Origin of the sequence: Hahella sp. KA22 (genome assembly GCF_004135205.1) — a bacterium.
GTDB lineage: Bacteria > Pseudomonadota > Gammaproteobacteria > Pseudomonadales > Oleiphilaceae > Hahella.
This window is the reverse complement of the sequence record NZ_CP035490.1, coordinates 6,476,098-6,502,405: the sequence shown is the minus strand read 5'-3', so window position 1 is coordinate 6,502,405 and position 26,308 is coordinate 6,476,098. Positions and strand designations below refer to the sequence as shown.

Genomic DNA, 26,308 nt, shown 5'->3' with positions numbered 1-26,308 from the left:
CGACAAGCCGCGGGAGACAGGGCCTGACCTGTGCAGGCCCTGTCGTTGCAGACAAATAGAAGGAAGCTATTTGTCTGCCGGATTAATATAAGGACGGTTCGGAGCCCGGTCGAGATCTCAACTTTAAAACCGTTACGTCCGCACAGGCGTTGACGCTCACAGTGCTATCGCTGATGGTGAAGTGCTCTCGGTTTTATACAGATAGGCCCTTGTTTTGCCTTGACCGCCTTTTCCTAAGGGTAGTTGCGGCGTAAAAAATATCCAGCATGCAGCGAGGGTCAAATTAATCTGGATAGCGGCCTTGCCGTTGGACAAGCAGACAGCGGCTTACTAATCTTCTTTATAAACACGCTCATTTGAATACAGGCGGTCAAGGACGAGCCTGGCGTCGTGTCATTGCAACGCGGTAAACACATGTCCTTAATGAAACTGACGAGCTTAACGCTGCTGACCTTGGCGGGGTTGTCTCTGCAGGACAGCCGCGCCGAAAATCTACATCTGGACTTAGCTGTCGCCGAGGAAGTTGAGCCCTATGTCTATCACTTGGAGGACGGTAAAGCGACAGGGATCGATTATGAAATTGTCTATGAGGCATTAACCCGGGCGGGTGTGAACTTCGAGCTGAAAAGCTATCCTCGACCTCGCATAACGCTGATGCTGGGACAGGGCCAGTTAGATGGCCTGCTTACCACCACTGGCTATAACGACAAGGACGCCCTCAACGCCATGTGGCTTTCCTCTTCGCTATATACGTCGACAGTATCTGCATTTGTTCTCAAAAAGAAACCCGAGGAAGAAGGCGCTGATCGGGCGGACCGCCTGAAAAACTGTCATCAGGCGGGTGTATTGCGGGGCTTCAGCTATCGGTTTCCCAATCTGGATATGACTCACTTCAAGAGCGTAGTGGAAGTGAACAGCGCCGAGCAGTTGGTCAAACTGACCATGTATGGCCGCATAGATTGCGCGATAACAGAGGACATTACCTTTATGTATCAGGCGCGCAGGCTGGGCTACTTCAACGATGTTGAGATTGTCGATGAAGTGGTGAATCGCCCAGTGGTGATCGCCCTGTCCAGAAAAGTCATCGAAGACAACAAAGGGCTGGATGAACGTATCAATCAGACGATTGAAAATCTGAAGTCCCAGGATGTCATCGACAATATCATTATCAAATATCTTAGCCTGGGCGCGTTCTGAAAGGCCTTTCATCGGCGGGAAGCGTCAAGGATTGTGAAACCTGTCGGCAGTCGCTGGTTATGCTTTTACCTCTCCCTTTAACATGGCTCATTTGTCGTCGGTAATAAGGTATTGAGTTTTATGGCGCGTAGGGTAATGGCTGACAAAGAATCTGGTCTGCGCTGGAAACGAACAGCGCGGATGGGGGCGCTATGTTTTGCAGTTTTGTATTCAGGCCTGGGATACGGGCAGATATACAAATGTGTGAACGCCAAAGGGAAAGTCGCTTTTCAGGAAACGCCTTGTCCTGGCGCTTCCGCGCAGACAGAAGTAGAAGTCAGAGCCGCGCCGACGCCTGCTGCGGTAGAGGAGACGCGTCAGATCAACCGTCGCATGACGCCTGATGTTGAGTATGTTCACACTGAGCAGACTTCACCTGCGGAAGAACAGGCGGTGCAAGAATACAAAGCGGAGATGCAAAAGAAATGCGATAACCTCAAAGTGAAAATGCTTGAGGAAGAGAAAAAAGCGATAGCTGAGTGTAAGAAGCGAAGGGAGGTGTATTGCGACTTGCCCGCCGAGAAAATTATTGAGACATACGAAAACTCGCAGATAAGCAAAATGAGTGATTATCAGCGCTCGATATACAAGCCGCATCCGATCTACGCAATGAAAAAGTATGCAGAACTGTGGGCCTGCGAACGGTAGATATTTATCGAGGCGGGAGAAATAAAAAAACCGCCTGGAGATCACTCCGAGGCGGTGAGGCAGATTCCTGCTGAGGCAGCCTCAGTTCGCGCTGGTTAGCGGGGTTGGTTGGTCGGAAAAAGTTTTCTCTTCACGGTGCGTCAGCTCGGTCAGGCTTCTCTTGGCGGTGCGCACGTAACTCTCGATCAGTCGATAGGACGCCTGTTGCTCTTCAAATTCATTCAGCAGGCGGCCGATGACGCCCATGATCTGTCGTTCTTTATCTCCATTTAATCCCATACTGAGAATGGCGTTCTGAATCGTCCACTTCAGGTCGGCGACTATCTGGACGGTGTAGTCGCTACGGGTGTTTTCAATGGCCATGATGTCGTCCAGCAGATCGAGCGTGCGCTCGACATTCTGCTGGCTTTGATTTTCTCTTTGCAGGCTGGCCAATGTTTCCGTGCCGAGCTTCTCCATCAACATACTGACCACGCTGGCCAGTCTCGATAGATTATCTATGTACTGATCCCGCTGCTCCTCCGTCAGCGTGACGCAAAGCGTGAAGTGCGGATAGATCACGGCCCAATAGTGCTCGTGATGGATCATGCGAATTGTCTGCTGCGACAGATGAGAAATAATTCTCTCCTGGGCGAATGAAACAAAAGAGTCGCTGCTGAAAACATAGCTGTGCTGGGGCAGCGCGATTTTAAAGACATAGGAAATGTTGCTGTGGGCCAAAGCGCGTTGCACTGAGGCGGCTATTACTAATGGGTCCTGGGTGTCCTGGTAATCCTCCAGCAAGTCGATGATTCGCCCCAACTGGCTGTTGGAGCGCAGCAGGAACATACCCATGTGATGGAGACTGCTTAAGGAGTTCTCCAACTCGTTAATCTTGTACTTGTCGTAAATGGTATCGTTGAGTTTGACCACTTTTGAGAAGACCATGGCGCGACCCTAAAACGCTGTATGGTGAAAAGTATATCTTTCAGATTGGGTTTGACGGGATGCGTAGCGCTACTGAAATAAAACCATGAGTCTCCGTACTACTACGTAGATGGCGATGAAGAGCGTAGTTAAGACGGCGGGCCGAAGCCCCGGCGCAAAAAAGCGTGAAGCGGAGCCGCCTCCAACTTCACGCTAAAGATGCGTAAACGCAAAAAAGCGCCGTACGTGGAAGCGGCGCAATCAACACAGAAAGGAAGGAACGAGAGTGGCCTTTCTTCTTAGAAAGTGTAGTTAATACGAGTCCTTATTTTGTGGAGGTCGTCGTCGGTGTCGCCCGCCAGGTTGTCTGCGCTGGAAGTAGAGCCGGCGAAGGTGATGGAGGCGTTGTCAATGTTGAATAAAGGCAGCGTGTAGGCGACATACAGTGTCGATACCGTTGGGTCGTCTTTAGCGCCTACGTCGCTGATTGAGTGCACCGCGCCCAAACCAAATGCGCCGTAAGTAACGTTTGCGCCGAAGGAGGTGACGGTGATGTCTGATCCCGCGTCCTCGATATCTTCGCGAGCGGCGTTCAAATTGATGCTAGCCCCGCTGAATCGAATGTTTCCGGTGAGGCCAAAGCCGCTCTTATCGATTTCAGTCTTGGTGGTGACGCCGCCAGTCGTTGTTTCCTGATCGTACTTCAGTACTTCGTATCCAGCCGTCAGACTGAACATCTCACCGGTGAACGTCACGCTGGGACGCAGACCAGAAAAGACTTCTTCGTTATTACCATTTTCATCGGAGTCGCCCCAGATAGAGGCCAACTCAAAGCTCAGTGCGGAGCTGGGACGAACGTGCAGGGCGAACTGGCCGCCGTTATCGCCGGCGCGGCCGCGCACCAGATTGGCTTCATAAACTCTAGCCCCTTTGCCATCGCCAGCGTGGGCGACAACCGTATCTTTACCCAGAGGGAACAGGTTGACCGCTTCAAAGCGTCCCGCCTGAACGTCCCAGGTGTCGTTACCGAACTTCACCCACATATCGTCGGTGGCGGTATCGCCATTTTTCTTCAACAGGCCTGATCCCTTGCCTTCAACAAAATAACCATTGAGTTCGGTTTTGCCGGTCACATTCACTTCGATACGGCCGCCTTGTTCGAACTTAGTGTCGCTGTCTTTAGCGTCGATGATGTCTGTATCGAGCTCGATGTTGGCGCCGATGCCAAATTCCGCGTGTGCTTGTGAGATACCCAGCGCAAGGGAGACTGCCAGAGGCAAAGTCTTCATGAAATACTTATTATTCATAAATGCCAGTTTCCTGTTGTTGTTTTCTCTTTTGAGATAAGCGCCAGCGGCGCGGCTTTTCGGATCAGTCCGCAATATCTATAAACCTAACCGGCATTGCGGCCGAAAAACTTAAGGTAGCCTCATCCTAAAACGAGAAATTTCCCGCCGCTTACGCGAAAAATAAGAAATATTACGAAATAGTAAGATCCTGGTAGGCCATATGGCCGGTATTTGATGGCGATAAATCGTAAATGTGCGTTGGTTTAGCAAAGCGGACGGCGCAGCAAGCCCGCGGATACGGCTTTTGCGGCGATTGTGGGTGCGCTTACTGTTTATTCTGAGAGGTTACGTCTTCTTTTCCTTTTCCAGCAGGCGCTCAAGATCTGATGTGCAGAAGTCGGACTGTAAGCATTCATGGCCGTAGGCGTCAATATGAGTCCATATGTAACCCTATGTGTTAAAAATGCTTTTTTCTTTTCTACGAAACTATTGAAGCGCGGTGGCGTATGGCTTGCGCTTTTAACAAAAAGTTTCCATGACTCACTTCTCACTTTGGAAAAGTTGCGACTATATTTTAAGCAAGTTGAATGCTTCTGGAGGAAGTAGGAAAGGATAGGATGCTTTTTCGGCTTGTGAAGTTCTGGGAGAAGCTACTGGAAGGCGCTTTGCGCCCGTGCTGCGGCTCCTCTCTGTTTCAGGCTGGTAGTTAAGGGTGCTGGATTATGAATGAAGTCAGTCGTCAAATTGTCCCTGATGTTTACTGCGCGCGTCTTCCTGCGAGTTTTGACGTGCGAGGTTTATTACGCGACCTTGAAATGCTGCTGGTCGCTTTATGGGAGGGCAATTTCAGCGCCTGCAACTTCAACGACGGGTGGGATGCGCTGCCTGTAGATGAGTTAATGTCCAGGAGCGGAATCGCCCCTTCATGGCTAGGCTCTGATATGGTCGCCTCGCTGCGTAAAGGCGAGATGCGGGACGTATTTGAGTACCTGCAATGTCCGTTGGTGTCCGCCAGAATCATGCGCCTGAATCCAGGAGTCGCCATTGCTGATTATCTGGCCGTGAACCCGCTGGGAAGAGAAGATTTGGTGCGTTTGCAGGTTCCTATCTCCATAAGCGATGGGCTGACCTTCCGGGTAAATGAAACGCCGGCGCAAATGGCGGAGGGAGAGGTTTGGTATTTCAATCCAGGCTTGTCGCAATGGGCGAAAAATGAAGGGGGCGAGGCCTCGGTCTATCTGGAAATAGACTGTGTTATCAACGACTGGCTGTATACGGAAATTAATCGCGCTCGCATACCCAAGCTCGAATCGGTGGACGCGGAGATGGGGGCTTACGTTTATCCGGCGTAATTTAACGTTGGCTGCTAAACAGTCTCTACAAGGCTTCATTTAACTGCGCCTCCAACGAGACGCGGTTGTGTGCTCACGCATTGTTTGCGCCAGGGCAAAGGATATTGGCGCGAATAATCAAATCATAAAGGACCTCAGGGAATGACAGAGCCGCTTTCATTCGCCAGACTTGATATACGCGTCGACCTTCCCGCCTTGAAGGCCGATCTGCAACGCATTCGCGAATTACCCTGGATAAACCACGTCAATCAACGCGACTACAGCGGTGAATGGGATGTCATGCCGATGCGTTGTCCCGCTCACTACCGGGAAGCCCACCCGATTCTGCAAGGCTTCGCCATAGAAAGCTGCGACGACTGGGTGGACCTGCCGGTCCTGGAGCAGAGCCCAGGTCTGCAACGGCTGCTGGCGTCACTTCGTTGTCCACTTAAATCCGTGCGCTTGATGCGGTTGCGTCCCGGCGCGGAAATTAAGCCTCATCGTGATCATGGGGTTTCCCTGGAGCACGGCGAAGCCCGTCTGCATGTCCCTATTGAAAGTCATGAGCTGCTGGAATTCTGGGTGAATGATCATCTCGTTCCCATGCAGGAAGGGGAGTTGTGGTACTTGAATGTGGATCAAACGCATGCCGTTCTCAACCGGGGGGACTGTGACCGCATCAATCTGGTCATCGACTGCGTAGCGGACGAGTGGTTGCGGGAAAAAATTGAGACCAGTCTGTTAACCTGTCAAGGAAGGTATTTTGATGAGCTATGCCCATAGTGCAGGTTCTGGAACGCCGCTATCTGACTCGCCCTCTCATTCACACATGTACCAATCGCTGCCTCCCGCAGAAGAAGTGGGAGAGCTTGGCGTGCACCGTCTCAAGCGGCTTTGGCATAAGACGCGGCTGAACAAATGCGGCAGGCTGGAGCCGCGGCTTCGACAAGAGGAATGGCGAACGGATGTGGCGCTGATGAATCTGCTGGGGCTGGGGCTTGATCAATGCCTGGGGTTTCTTTATGGAGGTCAGCCGAGCTTCAGCGAGTTTGAACACTGGGTCTTGCAACAGAACCCGGGTGGTATAAGTAAATCGCGCGTTAATGATATCAACCGGGTTCTGGGCGGTTATCTGGCCGGGTCTTGTGCACAGCCGCTGGACGCCAGGGAAATCCTGGAAGGACCGCTGTGTGGCGATGCGCCTAAATTTCTAAGCGAGAGTCAGGTTGCGTTCTGGCGTGAGAATGGATACCTGGTGGTGGAAGGCGTGCTAGATAAGGCGCAATGTCAGGCTTCTGTGGATGTGATTTATCGCTTTTTGCAGAAAAGCCCGGATCGACCGGAGACATGGTATCGCGCGCATCAGGGGCAGCAAAACATCATGGTGCAATTGTTTCGTGATCCCGTGCTGGACGCCAATCGTTCTTCCGAAAAAATACGTCAGGCATTTGCAGATATTTGGGGAACCGAAAGCTTACAGTGTTCGATTGATCGGGCGGGGTTTAATCCGCCGGAAGCGCCCCATTATCAGTTTTTTGGAACCCGGCTGCATTGGGACGTGGACTTCAGTCGCGCGCCGGAATTGCGCACACAAGGCCTTATCTACCTCACTGACGTCGCCGAGAATCAGGGCGCTTTTCATTGCGCGCCCGGTTTTCACCGCCAAATGACTGACTGGATGGCGCAACTGCCTCCGGGCGCAGACCCGAATCAACAAGACCTCACCCACTTGAAGCTTAAGTATGTCGCTGCGCCTGCGGGCTCGCTGATCATCTGGCACCACTATCTTCCCCACGGCGCGAGCCCTAACAGGGCGGCGACGCCGCGTGTCGTGCAGTATCTGAACATGACGCCGCTTCCCTGTGCGGAGGCGACGCTGCCTAAATAACACATAACAAATAACACAAAAAAGGAATGCATTGATGATTGAGGCTGGAACCCATGATCCCATAAGCGCTGACGTTATTATTGATGCAACGCAAAAGTTGCTGGGAGCGACCTCCGCCGGCGACGCCAGACACCATTTGGATGCTTTGGTCAGTGCGCTCGCCACGGTGACGGGCATCGATCTCTATCCTTCCTGTTACCAAGAAGACCTCGCCACTCAGACTGGTTTCGGCAAGGCGATTTCGCCGCTGGAGGCAGGCAGATGCGCCTGGGATATTGAACGCACGCGAATATTCATGGCGGGTGTCTATCAGGCGATACAGGACGTGTTGCAGCGGCAGGAAAAGGTGGAGCTGCTGTATGCGGGGACCGGGCCATTCGGACTTTTATTGGCGCCGCTGGCGCCGTTGTTTTCCGCGAAAAGGCTGAGGGTGACGCTGCTGGATATCCACGAGGCCTCTCTAGAGGCGCTGCAGAAGGTGATCTCTCTGCTGAAGGTCTCGGACCGAGTCGCTCATTTCGTCTGCGCAGACGCCACGGTCTGGACGCCTCCCAAGGGCGAATCCTATGACATTCTGTTATCGGAGACGATGAAACATATGCTGCAACAGGAGCCGCAAGTGAAGATTTTTTCTCACTTGCAACAGTTTCTAAAACCGAGCGGTGTGTTGATACCAGCGTCAGTGCAGCTGGATGCCTGGCTGCATTCTTCCGAAAGCGGCAAGAATATCCACTTGGGCGAGCTGCTCACGCTGGATCTCTCAATGGCGTCGGCGCTTCACGCCGGCGATGATTCTTGTCTCTCGGGATCTCTGTTAATCCCTCAATGCGAAGAGGATATGACGGATCTCAAGGTTACGACGTTTATCCGAATTTATGGCGATCATTGTCTGCAGGAGAATCAGTCGCAGCTGACTTTGCCCAGATACAAGAAAAATATACGACCGGTTCCTGGCAGTACGCTGAATTTTCACTATCACTTGAATGATTACCCGGATTTTGAGTTCTCCTATCACAGCCGTCCTGCGGTAGCGGACCTGCCACTGCCTGACAGCACGGAAGTGGGGGAATTGGGCGTTTATCACCTAAAACGGATATGGTCGAAAGCCGCACACGCCAAGGCGGGGAAGCTGGATGAAGCGGTTCGGAGTCGAGAGTGGCTGCTGGATCAGTTAGTGTTTAAACTGCTGGGCGCGCCGATGGAAAAGGCTCTGGCGACGATATATCAAAGCCGGCGCTTTCAGGATGTCGAGCAGTGGTTTAAGGAGGCGTCAGAGGACGATATCAGCGCTCACCGGGTTTCCTCCATCAACGCCAGGGTAATGGATGAGCTGGAGGCTTTACGTGGATAGTCGCGAGGTCTATTCGCGGCTGCTTGAGTCAGAAGAGACGTTAGCCCAGTGTATGGCTTGCCATCAGTTCGATGATTTACTCTCTATACTAAAGCGTTATGCCGGCGCCGGGGAGCAAGGAGAAACTGACCCTTTATCGGCGCTTATCGCCTGTAACAATGAGGAAGTCGAGCCTGAACTGCCTTTGCTGTTGCGCCAGTGGACGCCAGTGCGCTACGTGGCGGCGCGCAAGCGTGTGATATGGGGCGTGGCGCCAACTGCGCGAGACTGGGCGCCTTTTTGGGATGAGCGCATCGCTACGCAAAGGGCGCGTTCGATTATTGGAAGTATCATTAAACCCGCTACACGTATCGAGTATCTGATTCGGCATTCCCATTTGTTCAACGAAGTACGACCCGCTGGCTTTATTTTTCATTTGTCCCGTTGCGGCTCGACGCTGGCGTCAAACCTGTTGGCCGTCTCTTCCGCGCACTGCGTGATCTCAGAATCTGGCGTATTAACGGAGCTATTGCTGGATAAGGATCTGACGGAGAATCAAAAAGCGGAAGCCCTGCGTTTTCTGCTGGCGGCCCAGGGGCTAGCGGGAGACGGCGATCAGGATCTGATTGTGAAGTGGAACGCCTGGGATATTTGCTTCTGGCCGCTTCTGCACCGGCTCTATCCTGACACGCCATCGGTGTTCATTATCCGGCGGCCAGAAGAGGTTCTGGCGTCTCATCAAAGGCTTGCCGGAAGGCACATGGCGACAACAGACTTGTCTGTGTTGTCTCATCTTGTTGCGAAAGTGGATGACGCCGCCGCAGACGTGTTGCTGTCATACCAGATAGAGGTATTGGGCGTGCTTATGAACAGCATGGCGCAGTCGCTGGATAGTTCTGTACTGGTTGTGGACTACACGGAGCTCCCAGGCGCTGTAGAGAACCGCATCGCAGATCACTTTGGCGTATCTTTTTCTGCAGATGACCTGCAGCATCTGAAGAGCAGAGCGGGGCAGTATTCGAAAGACCCCAGCCGCTCTTTTCAGGAAGACAGCGAGGACAAGCGCCGGGTATTCTCAGCGCAAGACACGAGCATGATTTCCCAAAAACTGGACGGTCTCTACTCTCGCTTACTGCAAGCTAGGCATACCAGATAGTCTGGCTGTAACGCACTTTGCCCGCCGCAGATTTGGCGAAGGGCGTAACACTGTGGAGCAGGGTGGGCTTGAAGATGATACAGCGGTTAAATAGGGCGGATAGGGTCAAGGTTTCCCCTCGTTGCGTTTCAATACTGAGTCCGCCTTCATCCTCCTCCCGCCAGTCCGGCGACAGGTAAAACACGATACACACATGTCTTGTGACTCCCGTTCCCTTGTCGGTATGAGGGCGTAGGTATTGTTGCTCCCGCAGCGCGGTCAACAGCATATCCTGGCAAAGCATTTCCCTGGGCGGGTTGGGCGTCAGACTGGCGGCGTAGCGGGCGAACAGACGTTGCACCGGGCGCTGTTGAAATCTCATATACGTCAAACTGGCGGGCGTCATCATGAACTCCGGTTTGGGGCCCTGATAGCGCGACATATGAAAAAATCGTCGCTTATCGTCGAGCTCCGCCCATTCTTCCGCGGACACTTTTATATCATTTTGATACGCGCCGTACACCGGAGAATATGAGGCTTCGTGGGCGACAAAGTGCGCCAGCTTGTCAGCGATTTCCCGCCGCAGGAAGCCATCCAGATAAACCAGACCATCTTCGGCGAAGCGATCCGCGTACTCATTAACTCGGGAAGACGTTAAGTGCTCTTCTGCGACCCAATAGGCAAGTTCCAATTGTTGCATGTTGCTCCGTTATGCCGTTTCCGCTTCCTGTCAATCCGGGCGCCTCTGCTGGCCCGACAACGGAAATGGTCGTCCAGGAAGACTGTTTTCTAGCATAGGACGCTTTGCCCCGGAATCCAATGACGCAGCAAGCCTTGCATCACTCAGGCCCGAGCTATACTTGTTGCATGGATGAGAGCGCGTCCCGGTTCATTGCATGGGCCGGATCTAATAAGAAAGGGGTAAAGGAATTATGAAAGTGAAGGATGTGAAATTAGGGCAGGGCATGGTTGTCCGCCCCTCTACTGCTTCTGATAAAGCGTTTCTGGAGCAACTTCATAACAGTACAAGAGAAGACCTGCGTCTGATAGACGGCGAGCGAGATTTCGTTGAATCCATAATCGACATGCAGTTTAAAGCGCAACAGCAGGGATATGGCGCGCAATTTCCCAACGCCATGTATTTCATCATTGAAAAGCAACATGAGCGCATTGGTAAGGTCACTATCGATTTCGGCCACAACGAAGTGCATGTCATCGATATCGCCTTTATTCCGCAAGCGCGCGGCAAGGGGTTCGGAGAGGAAGTCATGCGCAGTCTGCAAGCCGCCGCCGCCCAGGTCTGCGCACCGCTGACGCTCAGCGTGCTGATGCAGAACGTCGCAGCAAAAAAACTCTATATGAAACTGGGGTTTGTCACAGAATCCATCTCGCCACCCTATGAACGCATGATGTGGCGTCCTGAGGTTGTTCAGCGTGTGATGGTATGAGTCACGCCTCACTCGCTGGTGAACAGGCGGCGCTGTCCCCGCATCGATTTATCTGTTTTTGCCTGGGAGGCGAGGGCGAAGATTTAGGAGGCGTCGTTAGTGCCTGTGAAGAGGTTGAATGGGCTGACGTTATTAGTTTATTGCGTTGGCACAGGGTGGCTCCTCTATTGTGGAGTCGTCTGGAAGCCGCGTCAGCCGCTATTCCTGAGCAAGTGATCTCCCAATTGCGGGACATGGCGCGCGAGAGTCGTATGTCCGCCCTCAAACATAGCGCGGAAATGAGCCGACTTTCTCAAGCTTTGCAAGAGCGCCGCCTGCCGCATATGTTTATTAAAGGGCCTGCGCTATCGATGCGTTTGTATGGAGACCACAGTCAGCGGCAGTGCAGAGATCTGGATCTATTGGCGGACCCAGAGTGCAAGCTGGCGCTCAGTCGTTTGCTAAAGAGTCTGGGCTATGTCAGACAGACGCCCAGTGAGAAGGTGAGTGACCGCGTCAGCACGGTATACCTGCAACTGCATAAGGACTGGGTTTTTTATCATCCTGAGAGGCGGCTTACTTTGGAGTTGCACTTTCGCCTCGATAACAATCCTCATTTGCTGCCTGAGCTATCCGCAAAAAGCGCGATGTCGCGAGGGAAACATGCTGGCTTGGAGAGAACACTTTCTGCTGAGGAAGAGTTTATATACTTGAGTGCGCATGGGACACGCTCGTGTTGGGCGCGTTTGTCCTGGGTGACGGATATCGACGCTTATGTGCGTAGCGGGAGGATTGACTGGAGCACAGTCGTTAAGCTGGCTGGTCAGTGGGGCGTGCTCCATCTTGTTCAAACTGCGCTTCTTGTCAGTGGAGCCCTGCTGAAGACGCCTGATCCATTGAAAGATCTGCGTCGGACCTGGCGATATCGAGTCGCCTCGCGTCTAGCCCGATTCTGTATAAGCTGCAATAAAAATGGGCGTTTTTGTTCGCCTTTACGCAAGTATCTATTGTTGAGCGTTTTCTCCTTTAACTGGAAGTATCAGTACTATCATTGGACGCACACGATCGGTATGTCTTCCAATGATGTTGTGATGTTGCCGCTCCCTGGGGCGTTATTCTCTTTGTACTTTTTTCTGCGGCCAGTCTTCTGGGTGTGGCGATATCTTGTCATCAAGCGGGCGCAGTTTATTTCTGACCAGGCTGACGGTATTTAGTGTGGTTAGTCCATCCAGTGTGCTAGTTGATATCATCAGAAAAATGGCGAGAAATGGCCGCAGTAAGTTAGTTGCTGTGAGCTTAATGACTATCGTATTGGGGGTAACTCAAGGTATTGGCGTTCTCCTGTTGATTCCATTACTCGGACTTGCCGGATTGGATGTCGGAGCTGAACGAGGCTCGTTGTCGGTTCTGGGTATTGATTTGGACATCGGCTTGAGCATCACGACGGCAATGACTCTATTTTTTGGGGTGATAGCGACACATGCCGCGCTGCGATATCAGCGCGACGTTTTGGTGGCGCGAATTCAACATGGCTTTACTTTAGGCCTCAGAAACCAGTTATCCCAGGCCATATCGACGACTCGGTGGGATGCGCTGATTGGGCAGAGGCTTTCGTATATTCACCATGTCTATACGCAGGAGGCGGAAAGAGCTGGGCAGATTGCCACTTTGATTGCTCAATACGTCTCCTCTCTGGTGGTTTGTGGCGTGTATATCTTAATCGCCTTTGGCGTTTCCTGGTCGATGACGCTGGCGGCCGCAACTTGTGGCGTTGTTATGTATGCAGGGATCAGACGCTTAAACCGTCTGAGCTATCAGCGTGGAGTGGAAGGGCGCACGCACAGAGAGCGGGCATTCAATCACTTGTCAGAATTACTGGGAGGTATGAAAACAATAAAAAGCTATAACGCTGAATCGCTACACGAGTCCCGGCTAAAGCAAACGAGTAAGGAGGCTGGAGACGCGCAAGTGCGGTTCAGGAAGACAATGGCTGCGGCGGCTCTGTACTATGAGATTGCTGCGGCGCTCAGTGTGATCGCCTTGTTTGTTTTGGCGGTTTACTTTTTACGTTTGGAGGTGATGGGTTTCATTGTCTTATTGCTGATTTTTGCGCGCCTGGCCCCGTTGATCAAAGATCTGAGCCAACGCTATCAACAAATCCTTAACTTTTTGCCCTCTTATGTCTGTGTGGAAGCCCTCAGTGTGAGCCTGAACTCTGCGGCGGAAGAGGGCGTCGACACAGCGCAGGATAATGCGTCATCCCCTGAACGCGCTATCTCCTTGACTGAGGTTGATTACGCCTATCCCTCACAGCCTGATGAGAGCGTGCTGCATCGCTTTAGCCTGACGCTGCCGTGTGGAACGGTGACCGCATTGATTGGCCCGTCCGGCGCCGGGAAGACTACCGTGGCGGATCTGTTTTCCGGCTTGCTTAGCCCTTTGGCGGGAAGGTTGCTGATTGATGACGAACCCCTTGAGTCGCCAGGATCGTCAAACTGGCGACGATCAGTGGGCTATGTAACGCAGGAGGCGTTCTTGTTTAACGACAGCATTCGCAACAATCTGCTTTGGGCCAAGCCTGACGCGACAGAGACGGAGTTGCTGGCGGCGCTCAAAGCTGCGTCGGCTGAAGGCTTTGTCCGTGTGTTGCCGGCTGGGCTGGATACCTGTGTGGGGGATAGGGGCGAGCGCCTGTCTGGAGGCGAAAGACAGCGCATATCCATAGCGAGAGCGCTTTTGCGGCGACCTTCATTGTTGATTCTGGATGAGATCACCAGTTCTCTGGACAGCGATAACGAGCGGCAAGTCGCGCAGGCCATCGTTCAGCTTAAAGACCAGGTTACCGTTCTTGTGATTACCCATCGCAGTGGCTTGCTCGCCTGTGCGGATTATATTGCGCACCTGCATAATGGACGCGTAATAAGCTATACGAAAACGACGGGTTGCGAGACGCTCGCCGATATATGCTGACCTGGGCGTATGTGTCTACAGGCGCTGAAACCACTGCAGGAATGCGATGCTTTGCACGCCATAGTCAACGACTCTGCGCGCGAAATCGACGCCTTGATAAGGACGCCATGACCCTCTACGGTCAAGCGTTTTTATCGTTCGGGATATCCTGTTTACGTCAATATAATCCCTGACAGGATCATTGCCCTGAATGCTCTGGAGAAATGTCTGGTATTTCTCGCTATCCATCTGCATGAGGCGATAGTAGCTGGGAGAGAAGGGCTTTTTATCCTTGCGCCACTGCACTTCCGCGGGAAGAATATTCTCCATGGCGGCGCGGATAAAGTAGCGTTTCCAGCCATCTTTAATAAACCAGTCTTCAGTTAACCCCAGGCAAAAACGTTGTACGCGCAGATCAAGATAAGGAAAACTGCTGCGGACCTGATAATAAGGGGCGTACCACTCTTTGGGCGTGCGTCCGGTCGCAACCGTATGGAGACGGTTGCTTCGCATGTCGCTGTGCAGGAATCCCTGACCGCCGGCTTTGGTTTGACTCCTGTAATGCAGTCTGGGGTTTAAGGGCGGCAGACGCTCTTGCTGGTTATATCCGCGCAATGTATGCCTAATGCGTCTGAGAAGACTTGGCTCCAGAGGCGAAAGAATCTCACGTCGGAGCAAGTGTCCTCTGGCGATGGAATATACGCTGGACAATTCGCTCATCGTATTGAACAGCGTTTTCCAGCGACCTTTCGTCAACAGCCATAACAGGTAGCCATCGCCGTTGTAACTGGGGCCCCACTCGCCAGCAACGCCGTCCAGAACAATACGTCCTCCACCCTCTCGTATCTTTGAGTATAACGCTGTGTAAACGTGAGGATTGGAGTTGATCGGGGTGGCGGTCATATCGTGGACCTGGTGTAGCCAGGAAGCGGGACCTGAAGACGGCGTGATGTAATGAACAGGGAGGTTATTGTGTCGCGCAACGATATCGATATAACGTTTCTCATCTTCTTCGGGATCGGCGTCGCTCACGCACGAAGATACGCTGAACAGCGGGCTGGAAGTGATATGACTATATTCCGCCGCGACGCAGGTGACGGAAGATGAATCCAATCCTCCGCTTAGCATGGTCGCCACAGGATAGGCGCTGCGCATGCGGCAGCGCACAGCTTGGCGAAAGGTTTCTCTGAATGCGTCCAGTGTCTCTTCAGGACTCTTGCAAACAAGTGTTGCAGGTTTTAACTCATAATAGGCTTGTTTGTTTACCTTCCAGGCCGCTCTGTTTTCACCGGGAGGCTTAATAAGCATGAGTTCGCCGCCCACCAGTCGCTTCACGCCGGCGAAGCACGTGCGCTCGGGAGCTTCACGCTTATGGCCGGACACCTGCAGGGCGAATCCCCACTCGTCCAATTTTTTTTCTACGCCTGGAACAGCGAGAAGCGCTTTTATATCTGTGGCGAAGGCGAATAGAGAAGAGGTTTGGACGTAGTGAAGAGAGCATGTTCCCATGGGGTCAACGGCGATAAGCAGGTGGTCGTTACGTTTGTCCCAGATGGCGAGCGCGTATTCGCCCAGTAGTCTGTCCAGGCATTCCTGTCCCCAGCGTAGATAAGCCATCAGAATGAGCTGGCTGTCGCTGAGTCTGTTCAACGGCAGGCGCTCTGGGCGAAGTAGGGCGAACAGTTCCTCCCGGTTATCCAAGCGGACGTCGGCGGTAATGGCGATCTGATTATCATGAGAAACAGCTGGGAGCTGTTCGAACAGCGATTCTGGCGTTGTGTATAGCATGTTGTGGCAGAAGCCGATACGCGTATCCAGCCAGATGTTTGAGCCGTCAGGCCCTCTGTGCTTCATTGCGTCAGCCATAGCGCGCAAGCTTGTTTCCGACACAGGCTGCCTGCATTGGTAAACGCCGGCGATACCGCTCATCCCTGATGGCCTCCGAGCGTCGCCCAATCAGTCTCGACAGAGGGCGACTTGACCGCGGCGCATAGGTGTCCGTTGATAGCGAAGCGGCTGTTCATTATGTCGCCTGAAGGCACATGGGTTTTCAGTACCTCATGAAAGAAGCCGCTGGGGAAAAGCACCAGGGAGTTGTGTTGCGGCGCGATAGTTTCAAAGCGCTTGTGTGAATAGATGCTGTGTTTTCTGTCTGTGGCGTAGAGCCGTAAATCGCCGCCGGAAAACAGTTTGGGGAGCTGGTGGAAATAATAGGCGAAGCTGATCTGGCGACCGCATAACGCCTGTTCGCCGAGAGAATCCGTGTAGGTCGCCTGATCGTCGCGATGAATATGAAAGTAAGCGCCGTCAGGGTAGCAGCAGAACTTAATCTCCAACTCGTTTACTTGAAAAAAGGGAACGTTTAAGAGAGAGGAATAGCGTTCCAGTTCGGCAAGAATCTTTGGCGTGAGCAAATTGCTGATGGTTTCCTGTAATCCCGGGAGATTCAGGCGCAGGCTGTTTCTTATTTGAGGCTGCAATTCATCGGGGCCAGAGACTTTGCCTGCCTCGAATCGTTCTTTATTAGCCCTGGCGAAACCAAGCAGGTCATCTATGTCCTGCTTGGGTAGAAAATCAGGAACGATGATTCTGGGGGCTGCTATGACTGCAGGGCGGTATTTCCCCACCTGTGGATTTTCGCCTTTCTTCTCAGGGAGAATGGAAGTCAACAACTCTCTGGCATAGACGTTTTCAGGGGACGCCAGTAGTTGCTGTCTAAGTACCGCCTCGGCTTTTTCATATTCGTCGTAGGCAATAAACGTTCTGGCGAGTTGAATCAAATCCAACGCTTTCAAGGCGGTGGCCTCCGCATGGGTTACGCCGCTCTAGCGCCTGACTTGTGATGTAAGGTATCTGCGGCTATAAGTTTTTATTATGAATGGCTTTACCGCCAACAATCGCCATCGCTTTAAGTTATAAGCCTAGCTCAAAATACGTTGGAATAAAGTGACGGTGCTACGAAGGAAAGGGGCGTATGTACTACTACCGGGTATATGGACTTCAAGTGCGAATGGAGTTTGAAGCGCCATGGCTAACGCCAGGAGGGGATGGATCTGACCTGTTGGTGAGGGCTGGCGATACGCCCGCAGGCATTGATGGGAAGATAAAAGAAACCCGTTGGTTTCAGGCTGCCGAAAGCGAGTTACTGCTATTTGATGACGACGGTGGGCGCTTTTGGGTGCGCCCGGGTGTGATTGTGGTTACTCCGGGGGGCGACCTGAATAGTTGGAGTGTTTTCGCTCATATTCTTGGTTCATGTATGGGGGCTGTATTGCAATGGCGCAACCAGCTCGTGCTTCATGCATCCGCCGTCAGGGCGGCCGACGGTGGCGCGATTATTTTCTGCGGGCATAAGACAGCAGGTAAATCAACCATGGCGGGGTTCTTCCACCATTATGGACGAGCGTTGCTCAATGATGATGTTTGCCCTTTGGCGCTTTGCTCTGACGGCGTTTACTTGTCTCCGGGGTTCCCACGAATTAAGTTGGATCCGTCGGTTTTGCTCGCCATGGAGAAGTCTCCCGACGACTTTCAGCGGCTCCCCTTTAAAACGCGTATCAAGCACGCTTACCCCGCCATACATGGTTTTTCTACAAAGACGGCTCTGTTGCGGGGTATTTTTCTGTTAGAAGAGGAAGAGCAAACATCTATTGTTAGAATCGATCAGAAATCGGCTGTGCCTGAACTGTTCCAGCAATGTTTCAGGAAGGCTTTTTTTGTGACATTGGAGCAAAAGCAACAGGCTTTGGCGATGTGCGCCGCACTTGCAGAGAGGACGCCTGTCTACAGATTGCGCCGCCCAAAAAAACTATCACAGGCGTTAAATGTAGTGAGGTTGGTTACAGAGAGTATTGAGAGCGTGGAAGAGGCGTCATTGTCTTAACGACGCCTCTAATGAAAATTGTTGGCGTTAAGAACGCGAATCCCCACCAGCGCCTCCATCCACGCCATCTCCAGGAAGCCCCTGGGCCTGATTGGCGTCCATGACGGTGAAGTCAGGCGTTTCCCATTCTTCCGTGACTTTAGTTTCTTCGTTTTCCTGATCCATAGTGTAAATACCCTTTATTTAAATTGAAGTTGGCCACACAGCAGGAGAGGCGTGAAGATTGTTCTTTTAGGATTTTCATTTTAGCGCTTTGACGACGCCTTTTTCCTGCAAACGATTTAGCAGGTTTAGCACATCTTTTTCACAGCGCTCCACGTCGACATTAAATGTTTCGCGAAGACGCTCGCACAAAGTCGATACTTTTGTTGGGGTGTCCAATAGCCTCCAGACATCGGACGCGGAATGGTTCAAATCGTAGAACTCGCCAGCATTGACGTTCATAACGACAATGCCTTTATCGACGGAGCAAGAAACCTGTTTGTCGCTCTGCAAGACCACATCGTCCCTTGTGATGGCTTCCATCTGTTTCCTCCATATTGGGTTAGTAGGAGGTCCACATACAGCGTGTGGGCCGGTCGGAGAAGGTACAGCCGCTTCTTCAGCATAGACCCGAACCTTTTGATTTATCAAGTTAAGTCCATCCGCGCGGTTTTTTCTCTAACGAGGAGTGTATTGAGTCGGTCCGGCTTTCATTAGTTTGTCTATACTTACTTGGCGTGCGCATTAATCTGCGCCTGCAATCTGGTTATACCTCAATAGAACTCAGCAGGGAGATGCCGATGTTTACCCACGACCAGTTTCAATCCAATCAAGATAAAACTTTCTACGCCACTTATGACTCTAGCCAACCGCCTTTAGAGTTAACGTTGGTGGAAGTGTCGGATAAAAAAGAGCTGGGAGGCGGTTTTGAAAGCTTCTCGGTCATCTTCAAGGCGGGAAAAGACAAAGGCCTGATGCCGCAGCAAACCTGTGCGGTTAAGAACGATAACTGCGGAGCGCATGATATCTTTATCGTACCCGTCGCGGAAAAAGACGACTGCTATTTGTATGAGTCAGTATTCAGTTACAAAGTGGGTAGTTGATAGCGGTTATCCAGCCTGTTTTTTGGCTGGTGATATCAAGAAGGGCGCATAGCGCCCTGCATTTATTTTAGGTTTGACTTCTTTGGGGATATATTCCTTCTAGAGCAATACAAAACCTAAGAACAAGATATGGCTGTCTGTTTTCATGGCCGTCGCTGAGACCTGTGTAGGCGATCATATCTTCAGACATGGCCACCAGCGGATCTGCGGGGCTTTGTTTATAGTCCGGTTGTAGATCTCCCTGTTGGTAAGCGAATAGCATATTTTGTGGCTCAGGCGTTGATCCGGGGAGTGTGGCTGCGTTGAGAGAATGTGTGTGGGAAGGCATTTGCTCTTCTGAAATTTGAACAAAAGCATAACCATCTCTCTCTCCCAGGTAGTGCGGACTTAATCCTGGCGCTTGGCTTTGCCCGTAATGCAAAGAAGTTCTTCCCTGGAGATTGGGCATACCCATAGTTGTACGACCATCCCCTCCGTAAATGACGCCAATTAACGAATACAAAGCAGGGTTTTGTTGAATCGGCGCTAATTGGCCTAAACAGGAGGACCAGCCTGCTGGCGTGAACGAGTATGGGAAAACGCGTATTTCAGCAATAAATGGCTCGGACATTTGTGCCTCTCCTAAGCTTAATTCTTGGGCGGGTAATACCCCATCATTGAAATGATGAAGTTAAGCGCCAAGTAGGGCATTACGTTGTTATGAGGAAGCGTATTTCCTTGATACCCGCCTGTATTCCCAATAGAGCCGGGCGCCAAAGATGTCATGGCGCCAGGCGTTGGGGGGGCGTAAAAGCTAATCGCCGTCACACCTGTAACTTGATCAGTTGGATCGACATCCACAGTGATTGCGTCGTTAGATGCATTGAGACCATGAATATGGGCGGGAATGTTGCTCGGCTCCAGCATAACTGTTTCGGTTCCTGTGGGGTTGCCTATAGGCCGGTCAGTTAGCCCTGGTCCTTGGCCAGAGCCAAGGGGGAGGCGACCGCGCATATCCGGTAAGCCGAAAGTTGTTCGCGCATCGCCGCCATAGGTGGCGCCAAGAAGGCTGAACAAGGCTGTGTTTTGTTGGATAGTTAATATTTGTCCGTTGCAAAAACTCCACTGCTGTGGGACATAGTAGCCTGCGAAAATTCTTACTTCTCCGAGAAATGATTCGGCCATATTCGCTCTCCTTTTGGCTGAAAAGTCTCAGACTGTCAAATGCACCGTATAGCGTGGCTTCCTAATTTCTCATTGGGAAAATGCCATCCAGCGCTATACAAAAAGCCAGAGTTAAATAAGGTTGCCTGTTTTCATGGGAGTAGTTGCCTCCTGTCATGCTTAACATCTTAGGGGACATCTCCACCAAGTCGCCATATGGAGGTTGTTTATAGTCGGATTGAGGGTCTCCAGCCTGATAGGCGAACAGTTGGTTAGCGGGTTCAGGGGTCGTTCCTGCAACGGATGCAACATTAAGCTGGTGAGTATGGGCGGGCATTTGATAGGGGGTGATGGTTTCTGTAACGTTACCGCCTCCGTAAGCGAATGGGCGGTTGGTTAAACCTGGACCTTGGCCTGCATGCATGACCGCCAAGCCCTTTAGGTTTGGGGTGTTCATTGTACTCCCTGGCGTTCCACCGAAATTATTGCCTATGACTGCGTAAAGCGCCTGAAATTGTCGGACGTCAAGTCTTTGACCGAGGCAATAGGCCCAGCTATAAGGCGGAAAACTATAGGGAAACATGCGGATTTCACCAATAAATGGCTCTGACATAACGAGTCCCTCCTAAGGATTTCTTTCCGGGTAGGTGGCGTTAAGAGAAATAATAAAATTAAGGGCAAAATAGGGCATCATATTTGGGTGAGCCTGATTTTCGCCTGTATTCCCTATCGCCTCTGCTGCCAGATTAGTTGTCTGAGGTGAGGTGGCGTAGAAGGGAATATCTGTGACGCCTGTGACTTGTCCCTTAGGATCAATGTTGAGCGTAATCGCGTCATTTGACGCCATCAGTTTGTGAGTATGAGAGGGGATATTTTCTGGGGTTAAGGTGACAACTTCAGTTCCTAGTGTTGCCCCTATGTTATATCCTGCTGTCCACGGAGCGGAGCCGAAATTGATAGGTATACGTCCACGCATGTCAGGCAGTCCAAAATTTGTGACGCCATTACCGCCGTAAATAACGCCAGTCAGACTGTACAGCGCTTCATTTTGGGAGATTGCTATGATCTGGCCGTTGCAATACGCCCAGTTCTCTGGAGCGAATTTACCGGCGAAGATCCTGATTTCTCCCGTGTATGAGTCCGCCATAATTATACTTCCTTGTTAGTTGCGTTGTGGGTATGCGCCAGTAACTGCAATAGAGAAATTAATGGCCAGGGAGGGCTGCATATTATTGTGCGGCATATTAGACCCTGTTGCGCCTATGGCGGCTGGAGACATTGCTATCAAGTTGTTGGGGGGGCCGTATATATCGGGGGTCTTCGCCAAAACCCGGTCATTGCGCGGACCGCCTTTATCCGCGTCTAAGCTCGAAGCGTAGACGGTATGAGAGTGGGTTGGGAGTTGATCTGTGGTCAGGGTGACCTGTTCAGTTCCTCCATACATCCCCACTTCATAAGAAATGCTAGAGTAATTTCCGAAGCTGATAGGCGTGCGCCCTCTCAAGTCCGGCAATGCGAAATTGGTTGTTCCATTCCCGCCAAACTTTACTCCAAGTAAAGAATACAAGGCTGCATTCTGTTGTATCGTTTGTATTGCTCCATTACATATCGCCCAGCCTTTAGGAGGGAAGTTAAAAGCCATCATGCTGATCTGTCCGAGATAGGGTTCCATAAGCGGCTCCTTGTTTGATCCTTGTATGCGCATACCTGAAGCTTGGGAGGGCCGGTTAGGAAGGTATGCAGCTTGAATACTCAACAGCAAAACAGGTCCGCTTGCGGAGGCGGGCCGTATACAGAAGCCTAGTAGACCTTTTTTTGTACAGCAAGGCGGGCCCATCATTCACAGTCGGGCTGTCCCAAACTGTCACAAACCTGCTACACAGGCAGGTATTCTCCCGCCGGATTTTTTCCTACACTGAGCGAATTTCCCCTGATCCTGTTGGTTAAGGCGACGCTCTCCCATCATGACACCCGTATTTTCGAACTGCGCTCACAATCATCGCTTACTGCTGGTGGAGGATGATCAGGAGCTGGCTTCCTTGATTCAGGATTATCTGACCAAAAATGGTTTCCAGGTGGCGGTGGTCGCCAACGGGCTGGATGCGGTGCGGGAGATTCTGACGCAGCGCCCGGCGCTGGTGATTCTGGACGTGATGCTGCCCGGACTGTCGGGCATGGACGTATGTCGGCAGGCGCGGCTGGGCTATAACGGTTTTATTCTCATGCTGACGGCGCTGGATGAGGATATGGACCAAATGCTGGGACTGGAGCTTGGCGCGGACGATTATATCGTGAAGCCGGTGCAGCCGCGTTTATTGCTGAGTCGCATTCGCGCGTTGTTGCGTCGGCTGGAGCATACAGGCAGCGGCGAGGGGGGCTCCACGACGACTCAGGATAAAAACGTGATCAGCGCCGGCGCGCTGACGATCGATCTGCGCAATCGCGTGGTCAGATTGGGCGATCGTTCGGTGGATCTCACCACGGCGGAATTCGAGCTGTTATTGTTGCTGGCGAGGTCGCTGGGGGAAGTGGTGGACCGCGATTTTATCATTCAGGAATTGCGTGGCTTTGATTATGACGGTTTGGACCGTTCCATAGACCGACGTATTTCCCGTTTGCGCAAGAAGCTGCAAGACGGCGGGGCAGGACAGGAGATCATTAAGACGATTCGCGGTAAGGGGTACCAGCTATGCGCTGACCCTGTTTTGGCAGGGAGGCGTTGAAGATGATGCTGAAAACCCTGTTGCGTCTGGTGATCATCATTGTATTGCCAGTAGGGCTGCTGCTGACAGTAGAGTCTTACAATCCTGTTCATTACATCAAAAACCGCATTCTCCTCAATTACTTCGTTAACACCTTTAACGGCACATTTTTCCTGATCGAGCGTGATTTGGCTGCACGCCCAGAGAGCGTCTGGCAAGACAGAATCGCGTCGCTGGATAACCATTTCGGCTATCGATTGCGGCTGACGCCCCTGGCGGAATTGCTCACCCAAACGCAGAATTCCGATACCTTGCGAGAAGGCGGTTATGTGTATTTGGAGGCGGATACTGATGTGCTCTTGCGCAGAGTCGGCGACAGCGACTGGGTGGTTGAAATGGTGCTGGATGAGACGGATGACGAAGAGACCCTGCGCAGCGCCAAAGGCACATTATTTCTGTTGGGCGACCTGTTTGCTGACGCGCCGGAGGCGCAGTGGCCGCAGTTACTGACGCAACTGCAGGCTGAGTTTCGTTTCCCGCTGGATATGCTGGCGCTAACGGAGCTGGATATTTCGGCTGACAAAAAAGAAGCGCTGATGGCGCAAGGCTATGCGTGGACCAATACAGAGGACGATGAATCCTTGTTTTACTACCGTATTGGCGGTAGCGATAAAGTTCTGACGGCGGGGCCAACGCCTTCGCCCGGCGGGGTGGCTCTCTCTTATTTGGTCACGGTGTTCACCGCCATGCTGTTAGCCACCTCCCTGGGGTTATTATCCTGGTTGACGCCGCTGTGGCGAGATCTCAAGCGCCTTGACCGTACTGCGTCGGAGTTTGGACAAGGTCGGCTGGAGCACCGCGTGACGCTGCGTAAAGGTTCTGTCGCCGCCCGTTTGGGGCAATCGTTCAACGCCATGGCGGACAGTATTCAGAAGCTGGTGCGTTCTCATCAACAGCTGACCAACGCAGTCGCCCATGACCTCCGCACTCCGTTGGCGCGCCTGCGTTTCGCGGTGGAAATTCTGGAATCGGAAGACTGCACGGCGGAAGAGCAAGAGAAGTATCGCAAAAGCATCCACGCCAGCATCGACTCACTGGATTACCTGATCAATCAATTGCTCACCCATTCACGCTATAGCCGCGCCATCGATATCAATCACTTCAGCGAGATTGATCTGGCGGCGCTGGTGGAGGAAGAGGTGGATTTGCATCAACCGGAGCGCATTGAGCTGACGTGTGAGTTTGTCTGTGATGACAGTCTGCGCGGCGCCCGAATATGGGCGGACTCGCGGGCGATTGGTCGAGTGCTGCATAACCTGCTGGATAACGCCTCCCGCTATGCGCAATCCCGTGTGCGGGTCAGCCTGCGTCGCGACGGCGCACGCTGCCGCTTAAAGGTGGAGGATGACGGGCCGGGCATTCCTCAGGCGGAGCGAGAGACGATCCTGCAGCCCTTCGCCCAATTAGGCAACGCCGAACGCGCTTCCTCGGGCGGACACGGCCTCGGACTGGCGATCGTCAGTCAGATCGCGCAGTGGCACCAGGGCGAAGTCACCGTCGGCGATTCCCCACTGGGCGGCGCCGCGATTGAAATTTCCTGGCCGGCTCGCGCGCCCTCGGGTTGACTCATGATGCGTACGTGGGAGTCTTTTCGCTCATCAATAGAGGCTTGGATTACTATGCAATTACCTTGTTCAATATAATGTCTTTTGCGTATGCAATTCCTTTAGGTGAAATAATGCAGTCACCATTTCCTTTGTGCTCAATAAGTCTAGAGTTATGTAATTTCTTAAGCGTTTTATTGAAATACGATTTATTTTTGCATTCAATTATGCTGAGTATTTTTTGATCTTCCACCTCGTTTGTGGCATAAAGAATAAAAATTATTTTTTCTTGAAGATTCAGTCCATCTACTAATATTCGCTTTATATCATCCTGCTCCCAAAACCCCTCAATGCTTCTATTTATTATTCTCTCTACTATTTTTAAAGTTTCTTCAGGTTTGTGAGAGGAGTTTAATCTAACTATTTCAGCTAGTACCCACTTTACACTTGATAATATAAAAGTCGCATCAAGGTGATTTGGAGAGATTTTTGATATATGGCCGACTCCTCGTTTGTTTCTTATTCCATATATTGAAATAAGTATTCTTGGAATGTGAATTCTATAAGAGTCGTCCCCTTGGGTGTTTATGTATGAAAGCATGGTGCTGTCGTTGAATGCAGGAAGCGACTTATTAATAGGAGTGTAATTTCCGTGGAGTTTCAGTTCTATTAGCCGACGGACAGATTCAACGAAGTGACCTGCATCCAGTTCACTTGTTTTCCAAGATTGAAGAAAATAATTGCGCTCGACTTCCATGTAAGAATTAACTATGTGCTCTGATAAGGTTTTATCAGAGGCAGTTTCTATTATACTTCTAACCTTACTCTCCATTTAGATCTTCCAGTAGCTCTTCTGCCCGTTCAACCCCCGGAAGCGTGAGTTTGCAGGTTTGTGCAGATGATCCTTTTTTTCCTTCTATTATTATATACTCTCTTGCTCCTTTTATCGTAGCGGAGAAGTTGGCGGAATCCAGACAACCTTGTTGTTGGCATAGATCTCGGATTTCCTGATAGGAAATCCCTTCTTCACCTACGGATCTTTTGCCCCAGAGATATGCGAGAGCCGTATTTATAGATTTTTTAGAGCTTGTCGACCCTGGCATTTTCTTAATAATCCTTACATTCTTACCTTCAATATGAAGAACTCTTGGAAACGACTTTTTATCAAAACCATGTTCTGACTTCGCCCCTTCTGCTAAAGGCTCTGCTGCAGGTGGCGCGGACTCTTTTGTTAATTGGTTGGTTTCTATGGTGTAGTGCTTTCTGCTATGTAGTGACTCCAATATTATATCTTTAAAATTTTCAATTTGCTGAGACACAAATAGCTCAGAGCCAGATATTTCGAATACTCCATCCTCTAAAGATAAGTGCAATTTTGCTTCAGTGGAACTCATAAATATTCTCCTTTATGTCTCCATGTTCACTATGTAGAACGAGTATGACTGAAATAGGTATGCTCATGAGCCGACTCTATTTCTGAGTACTATCCAATACGCAATGAAAATACCAGTTTCCATAGATGAGTATAAATATAGCAGGTGCTTTCAATGCTTGCTTTGGAATACTACTGTCTTTTGGCTGGTTAGTTCTAGACCAGTTCCTCACTTGATGTAAATTGAGGCGAGATCTCAGAGTTCAGATCTGCTCATAGTGGGAAGAGACGTGTCACATTCTGTCCCAAATCAGCCACATACCTTTTTCGTTTGGCCTCTTAAGATCACATCTCCTTTTGTGTAGTTAGATTTAAATATT

Annotated in this window: 28 protein-coding genes; 14 read left to right on the top strand and 14 right to left on the bottom strand. The window is 51.4% G+C overall.

Annotation, left to right across the window (positions count from 1 at the left end; translation table 11 throughout):
* Positions 1-414: 414 nt before the first annotated feature.
* Together EUZ85_RS28755 and EUZ85_RS28750 are read left to right on the top strand one after the other, a co-directional pair.
* A complete protein-coding gene (locus tag EUZ85_RS28755; RefSeq protein ID WP_127973547.1) occupies positions 415-1,197 on the top strand; it encodes an ABC transporter substrate-binding protein in 783 nt (260 codons plus the stop codon).
* A 135-nt stretch (positions 1,198-1,332) separates the two neighbouring features.
* Complete coding sequence (locus EUZ85_RS28750) at positions 1,333-1,884, top strand: DUF4124 domain-containing protein (protein ID WP_164887389.1); 552 nt, start codon at positions 1,333-1,335, stop codon at positions 1,882-1,884.
* An 81-nt stretch (positions 1,885-1,965) separates the two neighbouring features.
* Here EUZ85_RS28750 and EUZ85_RS28745 read toward each other — a convergent pair whose 3' ends face one another.
* Entirely contained in the window at positions 1,966-2,811 is an 846-nt protein-coding gene (locus tag EUZ85_RS28745) for a hypothetical protein (RefSeq protein ID WP_127973545.1), read from the bottom strand.
* A 278-nt stretch (positions 2,812-3,089) separates the two neighbouring features.
* Positions 3,090-4,097, bottom strand: a complete 1,008-nt coding sequence (locus EUZ85_RS28740; protein WP_127973544.1) for a carbohydrate porin — start codon at positions 4,095-4,097, stop codon at positions 3,090-3,092.
* A 704-nt stretch (positions 4,098-4,801) separates the two neighbouring features.
* Between EUZ85_RS28740 and EUZ85_RS28735 the strand changes: the two genes are divergently transcribed.
* The 5 genes from EUZ85_RS28735 (at position 4,802) to EUZ85_RS28715 (ending at position 9,784) form a co-directional block, all read left to right on the top strand.
* On the top strand, positions 4,802-5,431 hold the full coding sequence (locus EUZ85_RS28735) for an aspartyl/asparaginyl beta-hydroxylase domain-containing protein (RefSeq protein ID WP_127973543.1): 630 nt from the start codon (positions 4,802-4,804) through the stop codon (positions 5,429-5,431).
* A gap of 141 nt (positions 5,432-5,572) precedes the next feature.
* Entirely contained in the window at positions 5,573-6,193 is a 621-nt protein-coding gene (locus tag EUZ85_RS28730) for an aspartyl/asparaginyl beta-hydroxylase domain-containing protein (protein ID WP_127973542.1), read from the top strand.
* The gene (locus EUZ85_RS28725) at positions 6,177-7,298 is read left to right on the top strand and encodes a phytanoyl-CoA dioxygenase family protein (protein ID WP_127973541.1); all 1,122 of its coding nucleotides are present in this window, start codon (positions 6,177-6,179) and stop codon (positions 7,296-7,298) included. The genes EUZ85_RS28730 and EUZ85_RS28725 overlap by 17 nt, the downstream gene beginning before the upstream one ends.
* Positions 7,299-7,332: 34 nt before the next feature.
* Positions 7,333-8,649 carry a class I SAM-dependent methyltransferase gene (locus EUZ85_RS28720; RefSeq protein WP_127973540.1) on the top strand — a complete coding sequence of 439 codons (1,317 nt, stop codon included), beginning with the start codon at positions 7,333-7,335 and terminating at the stop codon, positions 8,647-8,649.
* A complete protein-coding gene (locus tag EUZ85_RS28715; RefSeq protein ID WP_127973539.1) occupies positions 8,642-9,784 on the top strand; it encodes a hypothetical protein in 1,143 nt (380 codons plus the stop codon). Before EUZ85_RS28720 ends, EUZ85_RS28715 begins: the two co-directional genes overlap by 8 nt.
* Here the strand turns inward: EUZ85_RS28715 and EUZ85_RS28710 are convergent.
* Entirely contained in the window at positions 9,768-10,463 is a 696-nt protein-coding gene (locus EUZ85_RS28710) for a 2OG-Fe(II) oxygenase (protein WP_127973538.1), read from the bottom strand. The genes EUZ85_RS28715 and EUZ85_RS28710 overlap by 17 nt on opposite strands.
* A gap of 232 nt (positions 10,464-10,695) precedes the next feature.
* Between EUZ85_RS28710 and EUZ85_RS28705 the strand changes: the two genes are divergently transcribed.
* From EUZ85_RS28705 to EUZ85_RS28695, 3 genes are all read left to right on the top strand, one after another.
* Entirely contained in the window at positions 10,696-11,211 is a 516-nt protein-coding gene (locus EUZ85_RS28705) for an N-acetyltransferase (protein WP_127973537.1), read from the top strand.
* Positions 11,208-12,404 carry a nucleotidyltransferase family protein gene (locus EUZ85_RS28700; protein WP_127973536.1) on the top strand — a complete coding sequence of 399 codons (1,197 nt, stop codon included), beginning with the start codon at positions 11,208-11,210 and terminating at the stop codon, positions 12,402-12,404. The genes EUZ85_RS28705 and EUZ85_RS28700 overlap by 4 nt, the downstream gene beginning before the upstream one ends.
* Positions 12,405-12,489: 85 nt before the next feature.
* On the top strand, positions 12,490-14,160 hold the full coding sequence (locus EUZ85_RS28695; protein WP_164887388.1) for an ABC transporter ATP-binding protein: 1,671 nt from the start codon (positions 12,490-12,492) through the stop codon (positions 14,158-14,160).
* Between the two features lie 15 nt (positions 14,161-14,175).
* Here EUZ85_RS28695 and EUZ85_RS28690 read toward each other — a convergent pair whose 3' ends face one another.
* Together EUZ85_RS28690 and EUZ85_RS28685 are read right to left on the bottom strand one after the other, a co-directional pair.
* Complete coding sequence (locus EUZ85_RS28690) at positions 14,176-16,068, bottom strand: asparagine synthase-related protein (protein WP_127973534.1); 1,893 nt, start codon at positions 16,066-16,068, stop codon at positions 14,176-14,178.
* Positions 16,065-16,934: a 2OG-Fe(II) oxygenase gene (locus EUZ85_RS28685; RefSeq protein ID WP_127973533.1), complete on the bottom strand. Its 870-nt coding sequence runs from the start codon at positions 16,932-16,934 to the stop codon at positions 16,065-16,067. Before EUZ85_RS28685 ends, EUZ85_RS28690 begins: the two co-directional genes overlap by 4 nt.
* A 179-nt stretch (positions 16,935-17,113) precedes the next feature.
* Between EUZ85_RS28685 and EUZ85_RS28680 the strand changes: the two genes are divergently transcribed.
* On the top strand, positions 17,114-18,022 hold the full coding sequence (locus EUZ85_RS28680; RefSeq protein WP_127973532.1) for a hypothetical protein: 909 nt from the start codon (positions 17,114-17,116) through the stop codon (positions 18,020-18,022).
* Between the two features lie 27 nt (positions 18,023-18,049).
* Here the strand turns inward: EUZ85_RS28680 and EUZ85_RS31300 are convergent, their stop codons facing one another.
* Together EUZ85_RS31300 and EUZ85_RS28675 are read right to left on the bottom strand one after the other, a co-directional pair.
* A complete protein-coding gene (locus tag EUZ85_RS31300) occupies positions 18,050-18,187 on the bottom strand; it encodes a hypothetical protein (RefSeq protein ID WP_164887387.1) in 138 nt (45 codons plus the stop codon).
* 75 nt (positions 18,188-18,262) lie between these two features.
* A complete protein-coding gene (locus EUZ85_RS28675) occupies positions 18,263-18,547 on the bottom strand; it encodes a PqqD family protein (RefSeq protein WP_127973531.1) in 285 nt (94 codons plus the stop codon).
* Positions 18,548-18,804: 257 nt separating this feature from the next.
* Between EUZ85_RS28675 and EUZ85_RS28670 the strand changes: the two genes are divergently transcribed.
* Entirely contained in the window at positions 18,805-19,107 is a 303-nt protein-coding gene (locus tag EUZ85_RS28670; RefSeq protein WP_127973530.1) for a hypothetical protein, read from the top strand.
* 67 nt (positions 19,108-19,174) lie between these two features.
* Here EUZ85_RS28670 and EUZ85_RS28665 read toward each other — a convergent pair whose 3' ends face one another.
* From EUZ85_RS28665 to EUZ85_RS28645, 5 genes are all read right to left on the bottom strand, one after another.
* Complete coding sequence (locus EUZ85_RS28665; RefSeq protein ID WP_127973529.1) at positions 19,175-19,717, bottom strand: phage tail protein; 543 nt, start codon at positions 19,715-19,717, stop codon at positions 19,175-19,177.
* A gap of 17 nt (positions 19,718-19,734) precedes the next feature.
* Positions 19,735-20,271: a phage tail protein gene (locus EUZ85_RS28660; protein WP_127973528.1), complete on the bottom strand. Its 537-nt coding sequence runs from the start codon at positions 20,269-20,271 to the stop codon at positions 19,735-19,737.
* 61 nt (positions 20,272-20,332) lie between these two features.
* Positions 20,333-20,863 (bottom strand): phage tail protein, encoded by a 531-nt coding sequence (locus EUZ85_RS28655; RefSeq protein WP_127973527.1) that lies wholly within the window; start codon positions 20,861-20,863, stop codon positions 20,333-20,335.
* A 12-nt stretch (positions 20,864-20,875) separates the two neighbouring features.
* Positions 20,876-21,397 (bottom strand): phage tail protein, encoded by a 522-nt coding sequence (locus tag EUZ85_RS28650; protein ID WP_127973526.1) that lies wholly within the window; start codon positions 21,395-21,397, stop codon positions 20,876-20,878.
* A 15-nt stretch (positions 21,398-21,412) separates the two neighbouring features.
* The gene (locus EUZ85_RS28645) at positions 21,413-21,922 is read right to left on the bottom strand and encodes a phage tail protein (RefSeq protein WP_127973525.1); all 510 of its coding nucleotides are present in this window, start codon (positions 21,920-21,922) and stop codon (positions 21,413-21,415) included.
* A 292-nt stretch (positions 21,923-22,214) separates the two neighbouring features.
* Here EUZ85_RS28645 and EUZ85_RS28640 point away from each other — a divergent pair, with 292 nt between their 5' ends.
* Positions 22,215-22,973, top strand: a complete 759-nt coding sequence (locus tag EUZ85_RS28640) for a response regulator (RefSeq protein ID WP_127973524.1) — start codon at positions 22,215-22,217, stop codon at positions 22,971-22,973.
* A 2-nt stretch (positions 22,974-22,975) separates the two neighbouring features.
* Positions 22,976-24,577 (top strand): ATP-binding protein, encoded by a 1,602-nt coding sequence (locus tag EUZ85_RS28635; RefSeq protein ID WP_127973523.1) that lies wholly within the window; start codon positions 22,976-22,978, stop codon positions 24,575-24,577.
* A gap of 52 nt (positions 24,578-24,629) precedes the next feature.
* On the opposite strand, the gene EUZ85_RS28630 is transcribed toward EUZ85_RS28635, so the two are convergent.
* On the bottom strand, positions 24,630-25,388 hold the full coding sequence (locus tag EUZ85_RS28630; RefSeq protein ID WP_127973522.1) for a hypothetical protein: 759 nt from the start codon (positions 25,386-25,388) through the stop codon (positions 24,630-24,632).
* Positions 25,378-25,950 carry a hypothetical protein gene (locus EUZ85_RS28625; RefSeq protein ID WP_127973521.1) on the bottom strand — a complete coding sequence of 191 codons (573 nt, stop codon included), beginning with the start codon at positions 25,948-25,950 and terminating at the stop codon, positions 25,378-25,380. Before EUZ85_RS28625 ends, EUZ85_RS28630 begins: the two co-directional genes overlap by 11 nt.
* Between the last annotated feature and the right edge of the window lie 358 nt (positions 25,951-26,308).

Coding starts and splice junctions, on each gene's coding strand:
- EUZ85_RS28755 (WP_127973547.1), top strand. CDS start 415: ATGTCCTTAATGAAACTGACGAGCTTAACGCTGCTGACCTTGGCGGGG.
- EUZ85_RS28750 (WP_164887389.1), top strand. CDS start 1,333: ATGGCTGACAAAGAATCTGGTCTGCGCTGGAAACGAACAGCGCGGATG.
- EUZ85_RS28745 (WP_127973545.1), bottom strand. CDS start 2,811: ATGGTCTTCTCAAAAGTGGTCAAACTCAACGATACCATTTACGACAAG.
- EUZ85_RS28740 (WP_127973544.1), bottom strand. CDS start 4,097: ATGAATAATAAGTATTTCATGAAGACTTTGCCTCTGGCAGTCTCCCTT.
- EUZ85_RS28735 (WP_127973543.1), top strand. CDS start 4,802: ATGAATGAAGTCAGTCGTCAAATTGTCCCTGATGTTTACTGCGCGCGT.
- EUZ85_RS28730 (WP_127973542.1), top strand. CDS start 5,573: ATGACAGAGCCGCTTTCATTCGCCAGACTTGATATACGCGTCGACCTT.
- EUZ85_RS28725 (WP_127973541.1), top strand. CDS start 6,177: ATGAGCTATGCCCATAGTGCAGGTTCTGGAACGCCGCTATCTGACTCG.
- EUZ85_RS28720 (WP_127973540.1), top strand. CDS start 7,333: ATGATTGAGGCTGGAACCCATGATCCCATAAGCGCTGACGTTATTATT.
- EUZ85_RS28710 (WP_127973538.1), bottom strand. CDS start 10,463: ATGCAACAATTGGAACTTGCCTATTGGGTCGCAGAAGAGCACTTAACG.
- EUZ85_RS28705 (WP_127973537.1), top strand. CDS start 10,696: ATGAAAGTGAAGGATGTGAAATTAGGGCAGGGCATGGTTGTCCGCCCC.
- EUZ85_RS28700 (WP_127973536.1), top strand. CDS start 11,208: ATGAGTCACGCCTCACTCGCTGGTGAACAGGCGGCGCTGTCCCCGCAT.
- EUZ85_RS28695 (WP_164887388.1), top strand. CDS start 12,490: ATGACTATCGTATTGGGGGTAACTCAAGGTATTGGCGTTCTCCTGTTG.
- EUZ85_RS28690 (WP_127973534.1), bottom strand. CDS start 16,068: ATGAGCGGTATCGCCGGCGTTTACCAATGCAGGCAGCCTGTGTCGGAA.
- EUZ85_RS28680 (WP_127973532.1), top strand. CDS start 17,114: ATGTACTACTACCGGGTATATGGACTTCAAGTGCGAATGGAGTTTGAA.
- EUZ85_RS31300 (WP_164887387.1), bottom strand. CDS start 18,187: ATGGATCAGGAAAACGAAGAAACTAAAGTCACGGAAGAATGGGAAACG.
- EUZ85_RS28675 (WP_127973531.1), bottom strand. CDS start 18,547: ATGGAAGCCATCACAAGGGACGATGTGGTCTTGCAGAGCGACAAACAG.
- EUZ85_RS28670 (WP_127973530.1), top strand. CDS start 18,805: ATGTTTACCCACGACCAGTTTCAATCCAATCAAGATAAAACTTTCTAC.
- EUZ85_RS28665 (WP_127973529.1), bottom strand. CDS start 19,717: ATGTCCGAGCCATTTATTGCTGAAATACGCGTTTTCCCATACTCGTTC.
- EUZ85_RS28660 (WP_127973528.1), bottom strand. CDS start 20,271: ATGGCCGAATCATTTCTCGGAGAAGTAAGAATTTTCGCAGGCTACTAT.
- EUZ85_RS28655 (WP_127973527.1), bottom strand. CDS start 20,863: ATGTCAGAGCCATTTATTGGTGAAATCCGCATGTTTCCCTATAGTTTT.
- EUZ85_RS28650 (WP_127973526.1), bottom strand. CDS start 21,397: ATGGCGGACTCATACACGGGAGAAATCAGGATCTTCGCCGGTAAATTC.
- EUZ85_RS28645 (WP_127973525.1), bottom strand. CDS start 21,922: ATGGAACCCTATCTCGGACAGATCAGCATGATGGCTTTTAACTTCCCT.
- EUZ85_RS28640 (WP_127973524.1), top strand. CDS start 22,215: ATGACACCCGTATTTTCGAACTGCGCTCACAATCATCGCTTACTGCTG.
- EUZ85_RS28635 (WP_127973523.1), top strand. CDS start 22,976: ATGATGCTGAAAACCCTGTTGCGTCTGGTGATCATCATTGTATTGCCA.
- EUZ85_RS28630 (WP_127973522.1), bottom strand. CDS start 25,388: ATGGAGAGTAAGGTTAGAAGTATAATAGAAACTGCCTCTGATAAAACC.
- EUZ85_RS28625 (WP_127973521.1), bottom strand. CDS start 25,950: ATGAGTTCCACTGAAGCAAAATTGCACTTATCTTTAGAGGATGGAGTA.